The 20,183-nt window shown below is 44.3% G+C and carries 22 protein-coding genes; 5 read left to right on the top strand and 17 right to left on the bottom strand.

Annotated elements, in window-relative coordinates; genetic code table 11:
* Window positions 1-173: 173 nt before the first annotated feature.
* Genes M5J74_RS10470 through M5J74_RS10460 form a run of 3 tightly spaced genes read left to right on the top strand, consistent with a single transcriptional unit; the run spans window position 174 to window position 769 of the window.
* A complete protein-coding gene (locus M5J74_RS10470; protein ID WP_015154052.1) occupies window positions 174-416 on the top strand; it encodes a hypothetical protein in 243 nt (80 codons plus the stop codon).
* Window positions 417-554, top strand: a complete 138-nt coding sequence (locus M5J74_RS10465; protein WP_250016553.1) for a hypothetical protein — start codon at window positions 417-419, stop codon at window positions 552-554.
* On the top strand, window positions 554-769 hold the full coding sequence (locus M5J74_RS10460) for a hypothetical protein (RefSeq protein ID WP_250016551.1): 216 nt from the start codon (window positions 554-556) through the stop codon (window positions 767-769). Before M5J74_RS10465 ends, M5J74_RS10460 begins: the two co-directional genes overlap by 1 nt.
* Window positions 770-876: 107 nt before the next feature.
* On the opposite strand, the gene M5J74_RS10455 is transcribed toward M5J74_RS10460, so the two are convergent.
* The 6 genes from M5J74_RS10455 to M5J74_RS10430 all read right to left on the bottom strand — a co-directional run bounded on the left by M5J74_RS10455 (window position 877) and on the right by M5J74_RS10430 (window position 6,115).
* Window positions 877-1,245, bottom strand: coding sequence for a hypothetical protein (locus M5J74_RS10455; protein WP_015154051.1), 369 nt, complete (start codon window positions 1,243-1,245; stop codon window positions 877-879).
* Between the two features lie 152 nt (window positions 1,246-1,397).
* A complete protein-coding gene (locus M5J74_RS10450; protein WP_015154050.1) occupies window positions 1,398-1,691 on the bottom strand; it encodes a hypothetical protein in 294 nt (97 codons plus the stop codon).
* A 59-nt stretch (window positions 1,692-1,750) separates the two neighbouring features.
* Window positions 1,751-2,794 carry an ABC transporter permease gene (locus tag M5J74_RS10445; protein ID WP_015154049.1) on the bottom strand — a complete coding sequence of 348 codons (1,044 nt, stop codon included), beginning with the start codon at window positions 2,792-2,794 and terminating at the stop codon, window positions 1,751-1,753.
* 186 nt (window positions 2,795-2,980) lie between these two features.
* Window positions 2,981-3,658: a retron system putative HNH endonuclease gene (locus M5J74_RS10440; RefSeq protein WP_250016549.1), complete on the bottom strand. Its 678-nt coding sequence runs from the start codon at window positions 3,656-3,658 to the stop codon at window positions 2,981-2,983.
* Window positions 3,655-5,184 carry an AAA family ATPase gene (locus M5J74_RS10435; RefSeq protein ID WP_250016547.1) on the bottom strand — a complete coding sequence of 510 codons (1,530 nt, stop codon included), beginning with the start codon at window positions 5,182-5,184 and terminating at the stop codon, window positions 3,655-3,657. Before M5J74_RS10435 ends, M5J74_RS10440 begins: the two co-directional genes overlap by 4 nt.
* Before the next feature lie 10 nt (window positions 5,185-5,194).
* Window positions 5,195-6,115, bottom strand: coding sequence for a metallophosphoesterase (locus M5J74_RS10430; RefSeq protein WP_250016545.1), 921 nt, complete (start codon window positions 6,113-6,115; stop codon window positions 5,195-5,197).
* Between the two features lie 194 nt (window positions 6,116-6,309).
* On the opposite strand from M5J74_RS10430, the gene M5J74_RS10425 reads away from it, so the two are divergent.
* Both M5J74_RS10425 and M5J74_RS10420 read left to right on the top strand, forming a co-directional pair.
* Window positions 6,310-7,332 (top strand): hypothetical protein, encoded by a 1,023-nt coding sequence (locus tag M5J74_RS10425; RefSeq protein WP_015154045.1) that lies wholly within the window; start codon window positions 6,310-6,312, stop codon window positions 7,330-7,332.
* A 497-nt stretch (window positions 7,333-7,829) separates the two neighbouring features.
* Complete coding sequence (locus M5J74_RS10420; protein ID WP_015154044.1) at window positions 7,830-8,468, top strand: NYN domain-containing protein; 639 nt, start codon at window positions 7,830-7,832, stop codon at window positions 8,466-8,468.
* 18 nt (window positions 8,469-8,486) lie between these two features.
* On the opposite strand, the gene M5J74_RS10415 is transcribed toward M5J74_RS10420, so the two are convergent.
* The 11 genes from M5J74_RS10415 to lepB all read right to left on the bottom strand — a co-directional run bounded on the left by M5J74_RS10415 (window position 8,487) and on the right by lepB (window position 20,170).
* The gene (locus M5J74_RS10415; protein ID WP_181245401.1) at window positions 8,487-8,648 is read right to left on the bottom strand and encodes a hypothetical protein; all 162 of its coding nucleotides are present in this window, start codon (window positions 8,646-8,648) and stop codon (window positions 8,487-8,489) included.
* A gap of 128 nt (window positions 8,649-8,776) precedes the next feature.
* Window positions 8,777-9,124: a hypothetical protein gene (locus M5J74_RS10410; protein WP_015154042.1), complete on the bottom strand. Its 348-nt coding sequence runs from the start codon at window positions 9,122-9,124 to the stop codon at window positions 8,777-8,779.
* Window positions 9,125-9,714: 590 nt separating this feature from the next.
* Window positions 9,715-9,900 carry a hypothetical protein gene (locus M5J74_RS10405; RefSeq protein ID WP_250016544.1) on the bottom strand — a complete coding sequence of 62 codons (186 nt, stop codon included), beginning with the start codon at window positions 9,898-9,900 and terminating at the stop codon, window positions 9,715-9,717.
* Between the two features lie 38 nt (window positions 9,901-9,938).
* Window positions 9,939-10,193: a hypothetical protein gene (locus M5J74_RS10400; protein ID WP_250016542.1), complete on the bottom strand. Its 255-nt coding sequence runs from the start codon at window positions 10,191-10,193 to the stop codon at window positions 9,939-9,941.
* Window positions 10,194-10,540: 347 nt separating this feature from the next.
* Window positions 10,541-10,918, bottom strand: coding sequence for a response regulator (locus M5J74_RS10395; RefSeq protein WP_015154039.1), 378 nt, complete (start codon window positions 10,916-10,918; stop codon window positions 10,541-10,543).
* A 123-nt stretch (window positions 10,919-11,041) separates the two neighbouring features.
* Window positions 11,042-13,378: a response regulator gene (locus M5J74_RS10390; protein WP_250016541.1), complete on the bottom strand. Its 2,337-nt coding sequence runs from the start codon at window positions 13,376-13,378 to the stop codon at window positions 11,042-11,044.
* A 272-nt stretch (window positions 13,379-13,650) separates the two neighbouring features.
* A complete protein-coding gene (locus tag M5J74_RS10385; protein WP_250016540.1) occupies window positions 13,651-14,961 on the bottom strand; it encodes a D-alanyl-D-alanine carboxypeptidase in 1,311 nt (436 codons plus the stop codon).
* A 395-nt stretch (window positions 14,962-15,356) separates the two neighbouring features.
* Window positions 15,357-16,685 carry a dihydrolipoamide acetyltransferase family protein gene (locus tag M5J74_RS10380; RefSeq protein ID WP_015154036.1) on the bottom strand — a complete coding sequence of 443 codons (1,329 nt, stop codon included), beginning with the start codon at window positions 16,683-16,685 and terminating at the stop codon, window positions 15,357-15,359.
* A gap of 198 nt (window positions 16,686-16,883) precedes the next feature.
* A complete protein-coding gene (locus M5J74_RS10375) occupies window positions 16,884-17,336 on the bottom strand; it encodes a YlqD family protein (protein ID WP_015154035.1) in 453 nt (150 codons plus the stop codon).
* 45 nt (window positions 17,337-17,381) lie between these two features.
* The gene (locus M5J74_RS10370) at window positions 17,382-19,406 is read right to left on the bottom strand and encodes a long-chain fatty acid--CoA ligase (RefSeq protein ID WP_250016538.1); all 2,025 of its coding nucleotides are present in this window, start codon (window positions 19,404-19,406) and stop codon (window positions 17,382-17,384) included.
* Between the two features lie 185 nt (window positions 19,407-19,591).
* Window positions 19,592-20,170: a signal peptidase I gene (gene lepB, locus M5J74_RS10365; protein WP_015154033.1), complete on the bottom strand. Its 579-nt coding sequence runs from the start codon at window positions 20,168-20,170 to the stop codon at window positions 19,592-19,594.
* Window positions 20,171-20,183 lie beyond the last annotated feature (13 nt).

Genomic DNA, 20,183 nt, shown 5'->3' with positions numbered 1-20,183 from the left:
AATCAGAATTAACTTATATGCACACCGTAATGGTACGGGTTCGTTGCTGTTTGTCTCGCAACTGAAATCGGTACTTTCACTGTGGAGGAGCCTGTTGAAGCAGCCCAAAGCGAACTCGATCGCGTCACGTTGCCACTCAAACTGCTAAAGTTGATGCCGAGCGCGCCTAGGGGTTGTTAGAGGCTGGGAGCGTTTCTTCAGCTACAGCCGAAAAAGATTTTCTCCGCTACGAACAAGCGCAAGCTGAGGGAAAAAAAGCGCAGGCGCTTATAGCTCAAGCACAACAGCGATTTAGAGCTGCTCAAGCCGGATTGCAAATTGACGGTTGCCGCACTTTGAGCTATTCCGAGATTCGCCAAAGGGAAATTAATACCGAAATTGCCGACTTACATTCATTCGTCTCGCTCACGAAATGAATGGCAACTGGTATCCTTGGAGTGCAGCTCAAGGCACAAATCGACGACCGATTATGTCCGCATGTGGCAACATATCAAAAGTCTATTCTCCAACAAAGGTATGGAACGCACGCATTTGCAATGGGTCTGGTGCGTTAATGCTACAGATGTGGGGAACTATAAGGCCGAGTCGTTATAAAAAGACAGATTGGGCTGTTTTTGGTGGCGATCGCGGCGACAGTACATTTGTCAATAATGGCAAAACTTACAAAACTTATTCTGTCTGCAAGTTAGCTATTCGCGATCGCAGTTGGATCTCTGCTAATACAAAAAATCCCCGCCTGATTACAGATGCAGAGTTTGCTGGTTTGTAGTAAGAGAAGGCAGACAAAAGACAGCAATAAGGGATGACCACCGCCAGAATCATCCCCACACGTCAAGCAATATTAATGTTCCGAATCTTTAAGCTACATCAAAAGCTTTAGTTTTTACCAGTAACTGATTCCAAAGCATTTTTCAGTTTGTCTTCTACTGAGGTTGCTTTAGCATTTTCTGGACGACTCATCTTGTTTAAGTCAGCAGCTCCTTGAACTTCATTGAGTCCTTCTTGAGCTTTGGTTTGCGTTTCTTTGCGCGAGTAAGGATCTTTGAGTACTGCTTCTTGGGCTTCTTTCTCAATGCCTCTTAGCTGAGCTTCACCTTGCTGGGGAGCAGTGGGGCTACCACCGGGATTGACAGGAGCGCTGAAAGCGGGAAGCGCTTGAGAGAATACTAGCAACGCGCTGACACAGATAGCAAATAAAATGCGAACTGGGCGCAACGCAGATAAATTGAATCGAACAGAGCGCATACTGGTTTCTCCTGCGATCGACAATTGTAATAACAAACTTGTAATTTATGGCTACGTTTCGCTGAAATTCAGCAAAATTCGGAACCAACCTTCTTTATTTAGCGCTAATCTTTGATTTAGTTACATCTACATCAGGATAGATATATTTAATACTAATCACAGATGAGAAATTCAATCTTTGGTAATAATGGATCGCGTACGATCCCGACACCAATAAAATTCCAACGCTTCAATAACGCTCCTAGTTGAGTACCAGGAATCGACTCAATTGCAAATTGGTCGGCTACACTAGCAGCATGAGTATTCAGATAAGTCAATGCCTCAAAATGCTCGCTAAATAGTAACAAATAGCCTGTGTTTTTCTCAGCTACATCGCGATTTACCCGGGCAACTAAATAGCTGCCATCAGACTTAGAACGCGCAATGTAGTAGATTTGGGACAACATGAATGAGAAGTCGTAAGTCGTAAGTAACTGGTCACTGGTTACTGGTCACTGATAACTGATTAGGGGTTCTCCAACTTAATCCGGGGGTCGGCGACTTTGAGTAGTAGGTCAGCAATTAAGTTACCAACAATTAACATTACGGCTCCCATGACCAAGCTTGCCATGACGAGATACAAATCTTGAGCTAAGACTGCTTGCAAAATTAAGCGCCCTAATCCAGGCCAGTTGAAGAAGAATTCGGCAATAAACGCACCGCTTAACAACCCAGCCAGTTCAAATCCTAAGATGGTGATTAAGGGATTGATGGCGTTACGCAGAGCGTGGACGTAGATCACGCGGTTTTCTGGTAGTCCTTTAGCGCGGGCAGTTTGAATATAATCTTGACGGAGTACGTCGAGAAGTTCGCCACGGGCGATCCGTTGCAAGCCTGCAAAGCTGGTAATACTTAAAGCTATGGTGGGTAAAATCATGTGCCAGCCAACATCAAGGATTTTACCTAGAGGCGTGAGATCGGCGTGGTTGATACTCGTCATGTCTCCTACGGGAAATAGGGGAGAGACGTTTTGAGCGAAGATCAGGAGTAACAAGGCAGTGATGAAGCTAGGAAATCCTTGTCCGGTGTAGCTGATAACTTGTAAAACGCGATCGCTCCACTGATTTTGCTTTACGGCGGCGACAATTCCTAAAGGAATGGCGATCGCCCAGGTGACAATTAAAGATGAAATTGCCAGTAGTAAGGTGGCTCCAACCCGCTCCCACAGCAAGGAAGACACGGAACGCTGATAGACGAAACTCGTACCGAAATCACCCTGAGTCACAATCCGCCACAACCAACGGAAATACTGTTCGATCCAAGGACGGTCTAATCCAAACTGTTGTCGCAGTTGCTCGATCCGTTCTGGGGAAATTTTGGGGTTTTGCCGCAGGGTATCTAGATAGTCCCCTGGAGCAAGTTGAATAATAAAGAATGACAACGCAGATGCTAGTAATAATGTCAAGAGAGCTTGTGCTAGCCGCTTGATAATATAAATAAATGTTTCGCTTGAAGCTATCCCGGTCAGCCACTGCCGACCAGATGTTAATGAAAGTTTACTAGAAGCCATAATGTGAGCGATCGCGCTTTAGCTTTCTAGGATAATAGCCTTTTGGCTAAAATGTTTGCTGAGATGATCGCCATTTTTTTCTTTTGAAGACGAATAGGTAAATGTAGGTGCGATCGCTACAGGACAAAGATACTAGGTGAGAAATTCCAGAAACATACCAACAAGGTGCAGGTAGATACACTCAAGTTAAGTAACAAAGTACTGCTTGAGAATATAAATAATAGCAGCACAAAAAGGCGTATATTGTCCGTTAGAATCGAGTTGCTCATAACCTTCAACTAATTTTTGAATTTCTGTATCTGTGAGTCCGTCAAGCAGTGGTAAACTTCTCTGAAGTTGCCTGCGTCTTGTTGCCTCTAGCTTAGAATTATTTAGTCCTAATCTCTCAATAGTTTCTTGTCCAGCCGCCTGCATGAGCAAGTCATCTGTGGGAAGAATTTCCCCAAAAGCTGTGTATCTGAAGAATTCAGCACAGTTTTCTTGTAATGGGGAGACAGTCAAATTTGGATTATACCATTCACTTTTTTGATGTCCGCAGTGTTCCGATCTCAGAGGTAATTGGGATAATTGTTTGGTCGATCTTTCTTCACCTTCCCCTGGACAGGAAGCAAGAAGATTAGAGTATTCTAATGTGAATCCTGGGAATAATTTGCGCGGTTTAAAATGTTCAATATGGCTGCTGGTGATATTTATCCGCATTCCACAATAGCAACATATGTATCCTTGCTCTCGTAGTAAAGTTTCATGTACATCTTTTTTCTGTGGTTTGCTAAAATTATCCCAATTTGGCTGCCACTCATTATTCGCTAGTAATTTCCAGGCGGAGAAACTGGCTGGTTCCGCACCCTTTCTGATATATTTCACCTACCCAAAATTTCCCTTCGCCGAATCAGTACATCTGCGCTAGCAAAATCTGGCTCGTCAGCACCAATTTCTGCTACTAAATCTTTTTGTAACTCTCTCGCACCGTCAAGATTTCCTTCATCAATAAGTCTGAATAAATCACGCAGACGATTTTTGATTTCTAGAGGACGTTCTGGCACACCCATTAAATCTTCTAAGATACGATTGCTATCTCTTCCATAAGAACTTTCTGGACGTTTAGCAACAACACCTGTATCTGTTGCTTCTAAAATATAAATTCCTTCTGGTTTTACATGGCTGACCACTTGTGGTGAATGAGTAGTCACAATAAATTGACAGTTAGGAAATGTTCTCGTCAAAGCTGGAATAATTTCCCGTTGCCATTTAGGATGTAAATGTAATTCAATTTCATCAATTAAAACTATGCCACTACCTTCTAGCGGATTTTCTAAGGATGGATTGGCGATCGCCAAGCGTCTAGCTAAATCTCCCACCATTGCTAACAAACATTTTTCCCCATCAGATAGTTGATTTACAATTAGTTCTTGACCTTGTTTATTTACCGTCATTCGTAAAGGCGAGCGCTGTACTCTTAAATTAGAAAATTTAGGCATTAGAGACGAGATAGCTTGCCTTACTCCTTGCAATTGGCTATCTCGATAATTAAATTCATCTCTTCGTAATTCATTTTCTAAGTCTTCTCTGTTTCTAAACCATTCAAAAAAGCTTTTAAAATCTATTTTACCTCCCGTTAGTGCTTGTTCGTACGCCTCTATTTGATTAAATGAATATCTTTTTGAAATTTCCAGTGGTAATTCAACAACAGCACGATTTATAGGATAATAGACAAATAAAGGAATATTAAAAGTATGATTTTTTTGCAAAGAATTATGAATATAGTCTCCCAACTTTTGTATCTCTCGAAAACTAGTTTCGATAGCTTTCACTGGATGGATAATACTCTCTAAAACTCTTTGTTTAATTTCTTTCCATTCGTCATCTAACAGCGATTCATTATTTGATAGAAATTCACGAAGTTGTACTTCCGTCACATCACTATCAGCTAATGCCCTACGAACCATCTCTTGTAAAAGCTTTTGTGCAATTTCTTTCCAGTCGTTGTCTGTCAGCCTTTCTTGCAAATTTTTTTTTGTAATATTTTCTGCAACAAAGTGTACTAGTTGTAAGTAATCGCTGTTATTTATGATATTTTCTTGATTTGCTTTTCGCCTCTTGATTTCAAACCACTTTGCTTCCTGGAAAATCTCAGATGAAATTGTAATTTCGTTTTCTGTGATTTCTCTTCCGTTAGTTATGTCTTGTTCATTCGGGTGCAAAACAGAATCAAAAGAACTACCTTTAATCCGCCAGACAACTTGGGAAAAAAGAATAGCAAGACAATCAAGAATACTTGATTTACCTACTCCATTAATCCCAATAAGAACCGTGGGTTCGGTTTCATCAAAATCTAGCGTCAGATCGTCAATCCCACGGAACGATCGCATTTTCAGTTGCTTAACTCTCATAGTTCTCTCACTAAGCCGATCGCAATTTAATACTACCTTTATCAAAAACTCGATTATCTGTACCGATCGCACTTACTTCTATTCTGTCGGCATACACTTCATAAGTGGCAAAACTCAACTTGCTTGCAGAAAGTGCCGTCCACTCAGAACGATTTACAGGACGAGTCCCCGCACCGCTACCAGTAATCATATATGTCGTACCATTAATGGGGCGCGATCGCTCGTAATTATGATCGTGTCCGTTAATGTAGAGTTGCACGCCGTACTTCTGAAAGAGTGGTGTAAATTGTTTAATAAAAGTTTGATTATTGCCGTAGTGACCCGAAGAATAAACCGGATGATGTCCGAATACGATCTTCCAAGGCGCATCGCTGCGACTGAGTTCTTTTTCTAACCAAGCTAGTTGAGTATCCCAATCGGCGTTGCTGTTGGTATCGAGAGCAAAAAACTGTACCGGATCGCGGCGGAAAGTATAGAATCGTCCCTGCATATTAAAGCCAGGATAGCGCACTTGAGGATCGCCATTAGCGGTGCGAATATCGTGATTGCCAAGACAAGCATAAAATTTAACCCCTTGTTTGAGTAGGGGTTCATAGGGACGCTCGAATACAGCTTGAATTTTTTCGATCTCGCCGTTGTTGTAAATATTATCTCCTGCCAAAATTGCCAAATTAAACTTGTTTTGACGATGATAGGCAGTCATTGCCTCAGCTACAGCATATTGTCCGCGATCGCCCGTTCCCGTATCTGCTACCGAGATAAATCGCCACAAAGGTTTTGTAGATGGCTTAGGCTTTAGATCGTCAGCACCAGAAGCAATTGCCGATCTCTCCTGTGTCGGAGATTCACGTCCGTGGATTTTGTTCCACAGCGCCACACCAAAAAAGCTCAATGTACTCAGGAATAGAAATTTACGGCGTTTGAAACTCATAAGATGGTAATTGGTAATTGGTGAGTGACTGGTAGCTGGTGGCTAGTGGCTAGAGTCTTTATCCAGTCACTAGTCACCAGCCACTAGCCACTAGACACTGATAACTGATAACTGTTAACTGATAAGCTAGGTGCAGCACCCGCTAAGAATTTAACTTATCTTCGATTGTTTCGCTGCCTGGGAGGAAGAAATTTATGTCACAGGAACCGTCTAATTCCCAAAAGTCACCTTCCCCTGAACGTAAGCCAAAAGCAAATTCCTTTCAAGCAGCGGTAAAAACACAAACAATTAAACTGCTGCGTGGCACAATCGGAGTTATAGAAGGAGCGATCGCTCAACTAGAAGCTGAACCCACAACCACGACTGAAGCAAGTTGGTGGGAACCTTTACAAGATGGCTGGGGTTCTGTTTTGGGAAAAATTCGCTCTGTGCTACCAGCAAATCTTTCAGGTAAGCTGTCTAACTCTGCTTTGACCGGAATTATGGCAGGAGTTGTAGTAGTTTTGGTGCTGACAACCTCAAATCTATTTTCAGGTAACCCTACAGAGGTTGCAGTTGCTCCTACTCCCAGATCGGAACTACCAGCAGTTACAGCAATTCCTTCCCCTACAGCACCAGAACTACCAGCAGTTACAGCAATTCCTTCCCCTACAGCACCAGAACTACCAGCAGTTACTACAACTCCTGCTTCTGAACGGGAAATACCAATCGCGACAACGCCTCCTTCCACACCGGAACCGCCAAAGGTTACGACTCCTTCCCTTACAGATGAACCATCTTCCGCAGTGGAAGTTGAACCAAAAATAGCTATTCCTAGTGAGTTAACTGCAACCGATGTACCGCAGCCAGTAAAGACTGTCACACCTCCTGAGTCAATGCCTACCCTAGTTGCACAACTGACACCAGAGGAGATTTTAGTCGCCTCAATTCAAAAGCAAGTTGAAGAAATTAGCGATCGCGTTGCGGATGGATTAATACAGTCTATTCAACCCAATTTTGGGGGTAGCAATTTGGTACTCACGCTTGGCGATGACTGGTACGATCTCCCGTCTTCCGAGCAAGACAAATTAGCAGCTCAAATGCTAGAAAGATCCAGAGAACTCGATTTCAGTCGCTTGGAGGCGATCGATCCCAAAGGAAATATAATCGCTCGTAGTCCAGTTGTGGGCAAAGATATGATAATTTTCCGACGACAAGATTTAAGTAGCAATCTCTAAAAGGCGATCTGCTCCCTTTGAAGACAAACTCAGCCTTTATTCTTAAGAAAAATTAAGCCATTTTAATTTATGAATAAAGAAATAAAGAAATTGTTTTATTTATATGAATATTCAACTTTTTATCCTTAACTGTTAATTTTGGATCGCTTGTAGCGATCGATTATGTATCGTATGTAGCAATTCGTTTTGAATTAGATATACCTAACTAACTAAGAGTAGTAAATGACAATGGATTGAGCCTGCTAATTGTTAAAGTTTCAGATTAGATTAAAAGTCTGTGAATTTTACCAGACAGTTACCTCTTACATTTGTGTTTATATATTGTGTTTATATATTATGACCGTGCTAACCAAGTCAGATTAGCTTGTTACAATTTAATCCAAATTAGCAATACCTGTACTAGTAAGCTGGTTCGATACAGGTCGTTTTAGTATAAGTAAGTTATTACATTTTGCTATCGTTCTAGTCAAACTCAATCTCCAAATTCTGAGGTATCAATGACTTTTTATCAAGAGATAACACAAGATGAAGTTCTCGATCGCAGCAAAATCTTGACCAGACAGATGAAGAAAGAGATCAACCCCTACGAGGAGGCTAACACACACTCTAACGGTGAGCTATTAGATACCTTCAGTCGGGGTCGAGTCGCTATTTTTATCGATGGCTCTAGCCTCTTCTATGCTGCTTTACAACTAGGAATTGAAATAGACTATACTAAACTGCTGTGCCTGTTAACAGCAGAAGCCCCTCTCTTACGTGCTTTCTTCTACACGGGTGTCGATCCGATCAACGATAAACAACAAGGTTTCTTACTTTGGATGCGTCGTAATGGTTATCGCGTCGTTAGTAAAGACTTAATTCAATTTCCTGACGGTTCTAAAAAAGCAAAGTTAGATGTAGAAATAGCCGTTGATATGATGACCCTAGCTGGCTGTTATAATACAGCCGTTTTAGTTAGTGGAAATGGAGATCTTGCCTATGCAGTTGATGCAGTTTCTTATCAAGGTGTACGGGTAGAGGTCGTCAGTCTTCGGTCTATGACTAGTGATAGTCTGATCAATGTTGCCGATCTCTACATCGATTTAGCTGGAATTAAAGAGCAGATTCAAAAAATATTTCCTTCTGAGTCAAGTTAAACTCTGTTGAGATAAAGATTAGACTTTGAGTGTCACTAATTCTCGATTTCGTCTTGCGAGAACCTCTGTAATTAAGGTTGGCATTTCTTGATAGCAAGCCGGACAAAACCAATAAATGCCTTTAGCACTAATGTGGCGTAGTAATGTTTGAGAACAACAAGGACAAGTTGGTGTAGACATAGCTAATGATTGGGGTGAAAGTGTGGAAACTGACGTACAACAGAAGCAAGATTGAGTTTATTTATGCAGATCTATCGGAGGCACATCGTCACAATTCTAAATTTTGAATTTAGAATTCAGAACTGACTCTAACCAAACCAGTGGGAAGGTGCTAATCCAGATTCTGTTTCTGAGGGAATATGATGAACGATCCATTCCCAATATTGCTGTAATATCTCTTGAATTCCTTGCTTTGCTAAGTTTTCGATCTGCAATTTTCGGTAAGAACTACAATCTCCGAAAGTAGTGCAATTTTCTCCTTCTTCCAAAACTGTATAGGAGTTAGCAACTCTGCTTAAAATATAAGCGATCAATTTTTGGCGTAAGTCTGGAATTGCAAAAGCTTTTTGATAGGGGTAATGAGGATAATCCTCTAACGCAGTTTCAATGTGTTCGACAACCATTGGTAATGTTAAGTTCACAACTGCTTTAGTCATTTTTTATACCTCAATCTATCAATCTCTAAAATCTGCATAAATCGTCGTAGTTTTAATCTAAGTGATAAATATGAGGAACTTGTGAGAAAATAAAAATTTTTTAAAACTTCTAGTTAAGTTTGTTAACAAAAATATGAACTGATGTAAACTAGTTTTCCTATTGTGGCAGCACAATTCACTCTGGCTAAGCGATGGCAAATAATCATAAATATTTTGCTTCAACCGTTCTTCTTGTAATCAAGCCTGTTAGTTAGTTGCATCTCGACCATTGGTCAAGAGATGCTCTATCCAAAGATAGATTGACACAATATAATGAAAACCGCATGGATGTCTGTTAGTTTGCATACAACAACCTAAATTTGTTAGGCGATCGCATCAGTTATCGTAGGGATGGGTTTAGCAAAAAATTGGCAGTTGACAGCAATAATCTTCACGCGAAACCCGCTCCTACAGCAGTCAGAAACCGTAGGGGCGGGTTTAGTAAAGTCTCTATGGTTAGTGACAACAATCTTCCTACAAAACTCGTCTGTACAGGAATTATTTTTATCGTCTTAACCCCTAATTTCTAACCTTTAATGTCTCTGCATTTACTATGCTTTAGAACGGTGTTTTTTATCGTTGATATCACCTTCAAAAGGCTGAACTCCTGTATTTGGATACTGGTCGTCGTTCGGAGCAAAAATTCGCTTAACCGCAGCTCCTAAATAAGTTACCAGTTGTGCTAAAGCATTCCATACAAACTGTATGACTTGCCGTGATGTTCTAGTGAGCGACATATTTTTTCCTCCTAATTCAACTAAAATTCACTAGCAAGCTATTGCGTTTGAACAGATGGGTCTGTTTGGGTGGGTAGACCTACCTCAGCAGCAGAACGGCTTAACATAGACTGCTGGAGATGTTCTTCTTGTTGCCTTTGTTCGGTCATGCGCTCTCTGGCTGTTTGTTGGATTTCCGACTCTCCAGAGTCAGCTAACTCTGCTTCTGTACGCTGCAACATAGACTGCTGCAAATTTTCTTCCTGCTGGCGCTGCTGCGTCATTGCCTCTCTTGCTTCTTCTCGCGTACTCATGGGCAAGTCTCCAAAATTAGTTGTTGGTTGTTAGTTGTTGGTTGTTAGTTGTTGGGTCTTGCTGAAATATCTATGAAATTGTGAAAAATTGCGAATGAGTTTGTTAAATCTGTTCTTACAGGATTGGTGCTGAGCAAGCAGAATTCGGTTTCTCATATCTGAGGGTAACCGATCTGCTTCTATTGTTAGAATAAGCTGACAATTTGAGGAACTTGTGAGGAAACAGCGATCGGTTATCGTAGGGGCGGGTTTTGAGCCAAAATTTATCGCTTTGGTGGTCAATCTAGCTTGCTAAACCCGCCCGTACAGTTGTCAGTTATCGACGAGTAGTAGCGAATTGTAATGATTTAATTCCAGCCCAAAGTAGTAGCGACTTGAGAGGCTAGCTGAAGAGGATCGAAGGGTTTGGCGATCGCATCTTTCATACCTAACAGAGCGTAGCGGCGGCGATCGGCTGGTTGTACCTTGGCAGTCAAGAAAATCACGGGAATATGTTTTGTTGCTTTGTTTGCCTGCAACTCTTTATAAGTTGTTAATCCATCCATCTCAGGCATCATCACATCAAGGAGGATAGCATCGGGTTGTTCGGCTGCGGCTTTGGTCAAACACTCGCTACCAGAACTAGCCGTGCTAACTTGCCAACCCGCTACCATCTCCAAACAAATTTGGGCAACCTCTTGGATATATGGTTCGTTGTCAACTACTAATATGCGTTTGGCTGTCATTGGTCATTAGTCATTGGTCATTGGTCATTGATAAAAAAGTGTTATGTGGTGTGCGATCGCTGGTAACTGATAACTGATACTTTGTAGAGACGTTACATGTAACGTCTCTACACTAATAACCGATCACTGCTCACCAATTGCTATTTCCTCAGCTGCAACCACGCGCCCGCGTCCATTGTTTTTAGCACGATAGAGGGCTTTATCTGCTGCACGATACAAAGTTTCTAGATCTGCACCGTGTTGCGGGTAATGGGCAATTCCAGCGCTAAAGGTGATGGGTATGTTGCATTGAGGGTGTGTAGACTGCTGTTGCTGCCATCCGATCGAGATATCTGTCAATCGCTGTACTCCGTCTTGGCTGGTCATACCGTACAAACCGCAGATGAATTCTTCACCACCCCAACGAGCTACTATATCTTCTCGACGCAACGAATGCAGTAACCACTGTCCCAGCTGACGTAACACCGCATCGCCCACTGCATGACCGCAGGTATCGTTGACTAGCTTAAAGCGATCGATATCTAAAACTGCCAAACAGAGGGGTTGATGATGCCGCTTTGCTAGATTTAGCAAGCGTTCTAAGTCTTGAGTAGATTTATGGCGATTAGCAACTCCCGTCAGCGGGTCAATTTCTGCTAAGTTGCGCAAAAGTTCGATCCGGTCGAGCCGATTCATGATTCGGTTTACGAGTTCCGGTCCAACAATCGGCTTGCTGACAAAATCATCCGCCCCAACTGCAAACACTTGATTTACCGTATTGGCATCGCTGTAGGCAGTCAGAAATAAAATTGGCAATCCGCACCAGTGCGAATCTTGGCGCACGATCTGACACAGCTCTAAGCCGCTGAGATGGGGCATATTGATATCTAAAATGAGCAAATCTGGAGCTGAGGCTTCTAGTGTTTCCCAAAAACGACGCGGATCTTCGATACAAATCGTCCTCAAACCCCACGGTTCTAGCAGGCTGCGTAGGGTAGCAAGGATCTGAGGATCGTCATCCACTACCATCACCTTAGCTGCTGTCGCTTCCTTTGGTAGTAATTGGGTGACTGCCTGTAAAACTTGGGCTGGCGGTACGGGCTTGGGTAAAAAGGCATGTCCGCCACAACGGGCAACTTCAAGTCGCGTCATCAAATTATCTCGATCGCTATGGACGAGAACGGGCAAGGAGGGATAGCGATGTTTGAGTTCGACTAAGAGTGCTAAGCTGTCTGCTGTATTGCCATCAAGATCGAGTAATACGACTTGGGGTGGCGATAAAGCGATCGCTTTCCTAGCTGATTCTAGGTGAGTGGCTATTTCTGCTTGAATGCCCCACACTCCCGCTTCTTCGATCAATGGCTCTGCCAAATGGCGATCGCTATTGAAGATTAACAATTGCGGCAACTCTTGTTTAACTGCGACGGGTGTTGTCAGTTCGGGAGGAGTTAGTTCTATCGAGCGGCGTAAAGCCGCTACGAGTTCTCGCAAATGCTTTGTTTCTGTTTGACTCATCGGCTTTTTGGCTCGCAAACTACGTTCGATTTTCCGTGCTAGTTGCGAACCTGTGGCAAAACCAAAAGTACCTAAAGAACCTGCTAAAGTGTGAGCAGCTTGTTCTGCATGGTGACGTTGCTCTACTGTCAGTTGAGCTGGCAAGATTTGAGTTGTAGCTTGTTCTAATAGCGTTACCTGCTCGTTTACCCTACCCTGAAATCGCTCCCATACTCCTGCTAAAGCCGTAAGAGTTTGTTGTCGCGTCTGCTCGCTTGGCTCTTCAGATGATGGTATTGTGAGTTTATTGACCGATGGCGACTTAAGACGATAGCCGATCCCGTAGACGGTTTCGATCGCATCTGCGGGTGCGCCAACTGCTTTTAATTTCTGCCGCAGTCCTTTAATTTGCGTCCTTACGGCTTCTTCCCCTGGGGTTTTATCAAACGACCAAACACGATCCAAGATGGCGCTGCAACTGAAAACCCGGCGATTGTTCCGTAAAAACAGTTCTAGCAAGGCGTACTCTTTGGGAGTCAATTGTAGCGATCGCCCGCTATAAGTCACTTCACAGCTACTCGGGTCGAGTCGTAGCTCTCCCCACTCTAATACTGGCGAAACACTCGTATTTCCACGCCGCAATAAAGCTCGCACGCGGGCAAATAATTCTTCTTGGTCAAAGGGTTTGACCAGATAATCATCTGCACCAGCATCTAAGCCGATTGCCTTATCGTGACTGCTATCTCGTCCGGTCAGCAACAAAATTGGCATTTTGTAACCCTGCGATCGCACGCGACGGCACAGTTCAATTCCGTCCAACTTTGGCAACATGACATCTAACAGGATCAGGTCATATTCGTAAGCTTGAACTAGTTCCCACCCTGATTCGCCATCGGCTGCTATTTCTACAGCATAATTTTGCTCGGATAGCACCAAATCTAGGGCATTAGCGATAAACTCGTCATCCTCTACAACTAAAATGCGCATTGTTAGGGAGTAGGGAGTAGGGAGTAGGGAGTAGGGAGTAGGGAGTAGGAAAGAACTGACTGTTTGTTTTTCACCTCTTGCCTCTTAGCTTTACTCATGCCGATCCTAAAGCAGAATTACAGAAAATTAAGGTTTGTTTGCAAATTTAAAACAAGATCGAGCTGAATTGGTTACAAAAGTTGATTGTTGAATTGGTCATTTGTCATTTGTCATTGGTCGTTGATAACTGATAAGTACAGACGTTACATGTAACGTCTCTACACTGATAACTGTCATCCCTTGTACAAAATCTCGTTTCGACTCGCTGCACCCAGGGGAGTAGGGGTAACGCCGATCGCGTGGGGAGCGATCGCGGTAGGAATGACGGGGGAGGCGTGCCATTCATGGAGAAGATTTTGTAGGAATTTGTCTTGTCCTGCGCGCAGACTTTCAAGCTGCCATCCTCTATTGATAATGACAAACCAAACCAAACCGCGATCGCGGGTGGGTAAAACTCCTGCTAAGGCGCTGACTTCGTTCAAGGTTCCGGTTTTGACGACAGCACCCGCAGGGACGTGGCGTAGTTCTAGCGTACCTCGGCGATCGCGTCCCGATACGGGGAATAAGTCAGCAACGCTCAGTTTATAGGGAAGTAATTCTCGTTGTACTGCCATAAACATCGCACAAGCTGCCCTGGGAGAAATTTGATTTTCCATCCCTAGTCCAGAAGTATTACCCAACAAAATTTCTGAGTCTGGCACTCCCGTGGTTGTTGCCGCTATTTGGCGCACGCTTGGCGCTCCACCTAACATTTGCCCTAACATCTGTGCCATTTCGTTATTACTGTAAACATTCATTTCCTTCAGAATTTGTGCCAAAGATAAAGAATGATGACGTAGTAATAAGATTTGCTTGGGATTGGCGATCGCAGCAACTTGTACGGTTCCGGCGATCGAGACACGCGGTTTTGGCGTACCTGGAGGTAAGGTAGAGTATTGCATTTTAGCAGCAGCTTTCCAGATAGAGGCATCCAGTCCTTGTTTGAGCAGTTCTCCAGCCTTGAGGGGATCGGATTGATAGTTCATGGCAAAATTACCAGTCACTACCAAATTGCCCGTAACGCGAGAAATTCCCAATCGATTCAGACTATTACCCAGGGCGATCGCTTCCTCCCAAACAAACAGCGGATCTCCTCCGCCTGTAACGATTAAATCTCCTTCTAGAACTCCTTTTTTAATCGGTCCTGTGGCACTAATCAACGTTTGGAAGCGGTGGTTTGCTCCCCAAGTTTTTAACGCAGCTAGGGATGTAGCTATTTTCGTCAACGAGGCAGCCGGTAAGGGAACTCGACCGTTATTTTCGCTCAGTAGTAACGGTCCCGACTGTATCCAAATTCCCTGCTCGGGGCTGGTTATTCCTTTGGTTTTCAACCCTTGTAAATACTGCTGCAAGGTTGTCGCCGCCACGCTATCTGGTACTGAGTTAAGCACTAGTGCCGGAGCAGTTTGTAGCGCCAATAATTCCCATGCTGCTGATGCTTCAGGGTGTATCCCTGCCACACCTAGCCAAAAACCAACCAACCCCGAGCTAATCAGATCTAACATATGAGTGGTGCGTGGTGCGTGGAGAGAAAATTCGGAATTCGGAATTAATTGCGACTTGTGACTTGATTTTGTTCCCTACTTCTTGGTTCACTTTCACTATTTTGAATAATGAATGCCCGATTGTCTCTACTTTGGAGTGGTTGGCGATCGGTAGATAATGTTAAGAATTTGGGCGAATAGAATTCGCTGCTACACAGACAAAACCCGCCTGCGCGGGTTAAAACTGCCATTTTATAGAGGTTTTCAATTGGGTACAACACATAATAAGTAGGGGCGCACAGCTGTGCGCCCCTACTACTGTCACGCACGCAATCGAGAATTGCGATCGCATCAGTCTGCGCAGGCAGACTTAGTTTGTGTAGTCGCGACTTACAGTCGCAAGAGTGCGAGATAGACTACATTGTCAAAGACTGAGCGTTCGTTTCAATTAACTTTGCCAAATCTTGCAAGAACGCTGCTGCATGAGCGCCGTAAATAATCCGGTGGTCGCTGGTCATATTGACCTGCATTTGCTGGCGCACGCCCAACATTCCATCAGCTGTAGCTACAACCTGGGGACGCGACGCACCGATCGCTAAAATTGCTCCTTGTCCTGGGGGTAAAATAGCATCGAAACGGTCTACGCCAAACATCCCTAAATTTGACAGCGTAAACGTGCCGCTGTTATATTCCTCTGGTTGTAACTGCTTGGCTCTGGCACGGTCTACTAAAGACTTCCAATTGCGAGAAAGTGAATAGATATCTAATTTGTCGGCGTTTTGCAGCACTGGCGTAATTAAGCCACCGTCATCCATTGCTACAGCCACAGCAATATTAATGTTAGGGTGATAGACAATTCCCTGTTCTGAGTAACTAGCATTCACTAATGGATGCTTTTGTAGTGTCACCGCTACAGCTTTAGCTAGTAAAGCTGTCATTGTTACGCCCTTGGACTTAATTTGCTTGTACAGCTTATCTAGTGCATCGGTAGTGATGGTATAACCCACCCGAAAATCAGGTGCTTGCAGGCTAGCAACCATATTCCGTACCACAGCGTTTTGTAATGTGGTGAGGGGCTGCACGGAGCCAGCAACGGTACTTACAGGGGTAGGGGTAGCAACTGGTTGAGGTGCTGGGGCTGCACTAGGAGTCGTTACTTGAGGTTTTGCTGGAACCGATGGGGCTGTAGTCTTGCCAGCAAAAGCTTCCACATCCTCCGCTACAATCCGACCGTGAGGACCGCTACCTTTAAGAGTATTTAGATCGACTTTTAAATCCTTCGCTAACTTGCGAGCGCGGGGTGAAGCGATAACCCGCCCATCACTACGACTTGCACCATTTTGAGACTCAGCTTGAGAGTCAGTTGCAACTGCACTGACTGGAGTTGGAGTAGGGGCTGTATTTTTTACATCTGCTGTCTGCCCTGGGGAAGTTGTAGCAGCAGGTGCTGAAGTTGTTTGATTTCCCGACTGCGCTTGTTGTTGCGCGATCGCAATTTCTGCTTCTGTCTCGGCAATTAAGGCGATTGTAGCTCCTACAGGGGCAGCTTCTCCAGCGGGGACGAGGATGGTGGCAAAATATCCTTCGTAAAAGGATTCCACATCCATGTCTGCCTTATCGGACTCAACTACTAGGACTGTTTCGCCTTTTTCTACCTTGTCACCAGGCGATTTGACCCAAGAGACAATTTTGCCTTCGGTCATTGTAGAACTGAGAGCGGGCATGAAAACTTCGTGTAGAGTCATGGAGTGGTTTCCCAACAGAGCGCGATCGATTAGTTTTTAGAAATAAACTAGAAGGTTATTTTACCTTTAGTGAGATGGTAATTGGTAGTTGGTAATTGGTAATTGGTAGTTGGTGGTTGGTAGTTAATTTTCATCAACTATTAACCATTCACCATTCACGATCCACATTTTCCATTACCCATTACCCATTACCCATGCTTAAATTTCACCGCGAATTTCTTCTACAATTCCGTCGCGCAACAGAATTTCAACTTGAAGTTTGGCGATCAAGTTGTCCCCTGGCTGGACGCTGAAGATCCCTTCTAATTGAAATTGGCTGACTTCTTGATTCATTTCGAGCAGTTGCACCTGCTGAAGGTTCTGCAAACTCTGGTTTTTTTGCTCCAACAGTTCGCTTTTCTTCTCGTTGACTTGCAGTTGAATGCTTTCGATCTGCTGGCGAGTTTCTGGACCTGGAGGCTGTATGCTTTGTTTTTGGATCTCGGCGATCGCCCGTTGTCCTTGTTTTTCTAATTGTTGCAATTGCTGGTCAACGGCGTTAATTTGTGCTTGTAGCTGCTGCTGGACTTCATCTTTCCAGCGGGGAGTCACAACTGCTTTGACGTTGATCGGGCGCTTTAACAACATCTGTTGAGGGTTTGCGGCATCCATAGTTGATGATTGGTATTTGTTACATAGTTTGCGGTAATCCTAAGATTACCTAAACATCCCGTCAATCATATCGTGATAGCGCTCCATGACAACGGGTCGGCGAATTTTTAAGGTTTGGGTTAACATTCCATTCTCAATTGAAAATGGCTCTAAAATCAGCCGATATGTACTGATGCGATCGTCGGGACGATACCCTGGACGGTCTTGAACTTCCCGCGTTAACTCTTGGCGGAATAAGTTTTGGATGGCTGGGTGGTTGAGATCGATTGTCGGTAGGGGTGGGTTTCCAAACCCGCCCGTACGGGAGTCGGGAGTTCCCCCTTGTTCTCCTTGTCCCCCTTGTCTTACCTCTGGTAAAGCCAATTGCAAATTCTGAGAGACTGCCCACTGCTGCAATGCTTCTAAGTTAGGGACGATTAAGGCTCCGAGCGATCGCTGGTCTTGTCCGACTAGCATAATTTGGTCGATGTAAGGACTGCGCAGACACGCATCTTCGATTGGCTGCGGTTCGATATTTTCACCGTTAGACAAGACAATCGTATCTTTTGCCCTACCTGTCAGCACGATGTCGTTTTTCGGTGTAACTAGACCTAAATCGCCAGTATCGAACCAACCTTCAGGATCGATCGCTTTGGCTGTCGCCTCTGGGTTTTTGTAGTAACCCTGCATCACCTGGGGTCCTCGGATCAAGACCAAGCCGCGCTGCATCGGTGGTAAGGTTTGGCGAGTTTCAGGATCGACGATTTTGGCTTCCGTGCCTGCCATTGGCAACCCAGAGGAACCGCGTAGATTGCGCCAAGGACGACGAACGTGGGTCACGGGAGAGGTTTCGGTTAAACCATATCCTACTAAAATTTCGACACCAACAATTTCAAAAAAGTTTTCGAGGTGCATGGCAAGGGAACCACCACCGCTAATCACCTGCCTAATTCGTCCTCCCGTTGCTTCTCGTACCTGTTTGTAGACCAGACGATCTGCAAGATTGTGAATCGGTGCTAAAACTGCGGTTTGAATCCCAGCTTGCAGGCGTTGCAATGGAGAAGGATAGAGGTTATCTAATGCTAATCCTCGAACAATTCGCCGTGCTTTTATGTAACGTTGGCTGATATTCAACAGGGAATAGATCAGACGTTGTTTTTTAACGGGTTGGTCGCGGAACTGTTTTTGCACCCCTTCGTAAATCGATTCCCACAACCGAGGAACGCCTACCATGAGGCGAGGTTTGAATGCTTTTAAGTCTGCTTTGACGTGACGAATATTCGTGTATATCTGGGTACAACCTTGAGAAAGGAGGAAATATTCGACACTCCGCTCGTAACAGTGCCAGACAGGTAAGATACTGAGAATGCGATCGCCAATTTCTGGTTGTACGACTGCGCCAAATGACGTAACTTGATGCAGTAAATTTCCGTGAGACAGCATGACACCCTTGGGTTTACCCGTCGTCCCAGAAGTGTACATCAGGGTGGCAAGGGTATCCCGATTCTGTGCTACTGGTTGGAGTGGTTGGTTTTCTCCCACCGCCATCAGTTGAGAGAAATTCATAATTTTGAGCGAGTCGCTTTCATCTAGAATTTCATCTGACAGCAACACCACCAACTGAATTGGTAGTCCGTCCAAGCCTTCGCGCACTTTACTTAAAGTCTTGCGGTCTTCTATTACCAGGGTTGTACTACCGCTATGTTCCAAGATGTATAGTAATTCTTGTTTTTCCGCTTGGGAGCTACGCACGACATCCACTCCCCCAGCGGTTAATATTCCTTGATCTGCAATCATCCAACGCGGACTGTTATCAGCTATGAGTCCCACCCGATCGCCTGCTGCTACCCCCAGCGCTTGCAATCCTGCGGCAAAGATTTGAATGTGCTGGTACAACTGATTGTAGGTGAAAGTTGTCTCTGGTTTGAGGTGGGGATCGTGCAGCGCCACGGTATCGCCGAATTTTTTGACAGCGATCGCCCAAATTTCTGGCAATGACTGCACGCTGGAATAATCAACTGTGCGTTTTAAATTGGAGCGTTCTCGCTCGGTTAAGTTGAAATAATAGTTGGAGGGGCGGTTGTGCGACATAACTCGTGCGACAAACTCAATCGCTGGTAAAGTTCGTTTGCAGTCCTGTATACATACAACTTACCTTGCGATAGATGCATTTGAGCTATTAAGTTAGGACACAAGCATTGCTGTCTACTAATTCAGTTGTCGGTAGGGGCGCACAGCTGTGCGCCCCTGCCAACTCCCGCCTCATCACCCACTAATCAAGAGCGATTGCGACTAAAAAGACCAATGCGATCGAAGGGATAGAAACGGACGATCGCCTTACCGATAATGCGATCGCGCTTTACGAAGCCCCATTCGTGTCCGTCACAGCTATTGTTACGATTATCTCCCAGTACCAAGTAAAAATTCGGTGGGATAACTCGAACCGATTGCTCGTAATCTGGTTTGCTAGCAATATAGTTTTCTGCTAGAGGGCGATCGTTGATATACACTTGTCCCGCTTTTACTGCGACTCGTTCCCCAGGAAGTCCCACAATTCGCTTAATAAACGAGTCTTGCGAGTTAGATGGCAATCCACACGCAGAGATTGCAGCGGGAGGTGGTTGAAATACTACAATGTCGCCTCTTTGGGGTGCTTGAAAGCGGTAGCTGAGTTTGTCTACCATCAAGCGATCGTCAACTTCTAGGGTCGGTTCCATTGAACCAGAAGGAATAAAAAAAGACTGGGCGACACCAGCACGAATTCCAAATGCTAAAAACAAGCTCAGACCTACAGTTTTCAGTCCCTCTATCCACAAATTCTCTGGCTTTGGCTGTTGGAGATTCCGTTTAGGCATTGGCAAACGCAGG

Origin of the sequence: Chroococcidiopsis sp. CCNUC1 (assembly GCF_023546805.1) — a bacterium.
Lineage (GTDB): Bacteria > Cyanobacteriota > Cyanobacteriia > Cyanobacteriales > Chroococcidiopsidaceae > Chroococcidiopsis > Chroococcidiopsis thermalis.
The sequence above is the reverse complement of the archived record's forward strand: the minus strand, read 5'-3'. Positions and strand labels throughout refer to the sequence as shown.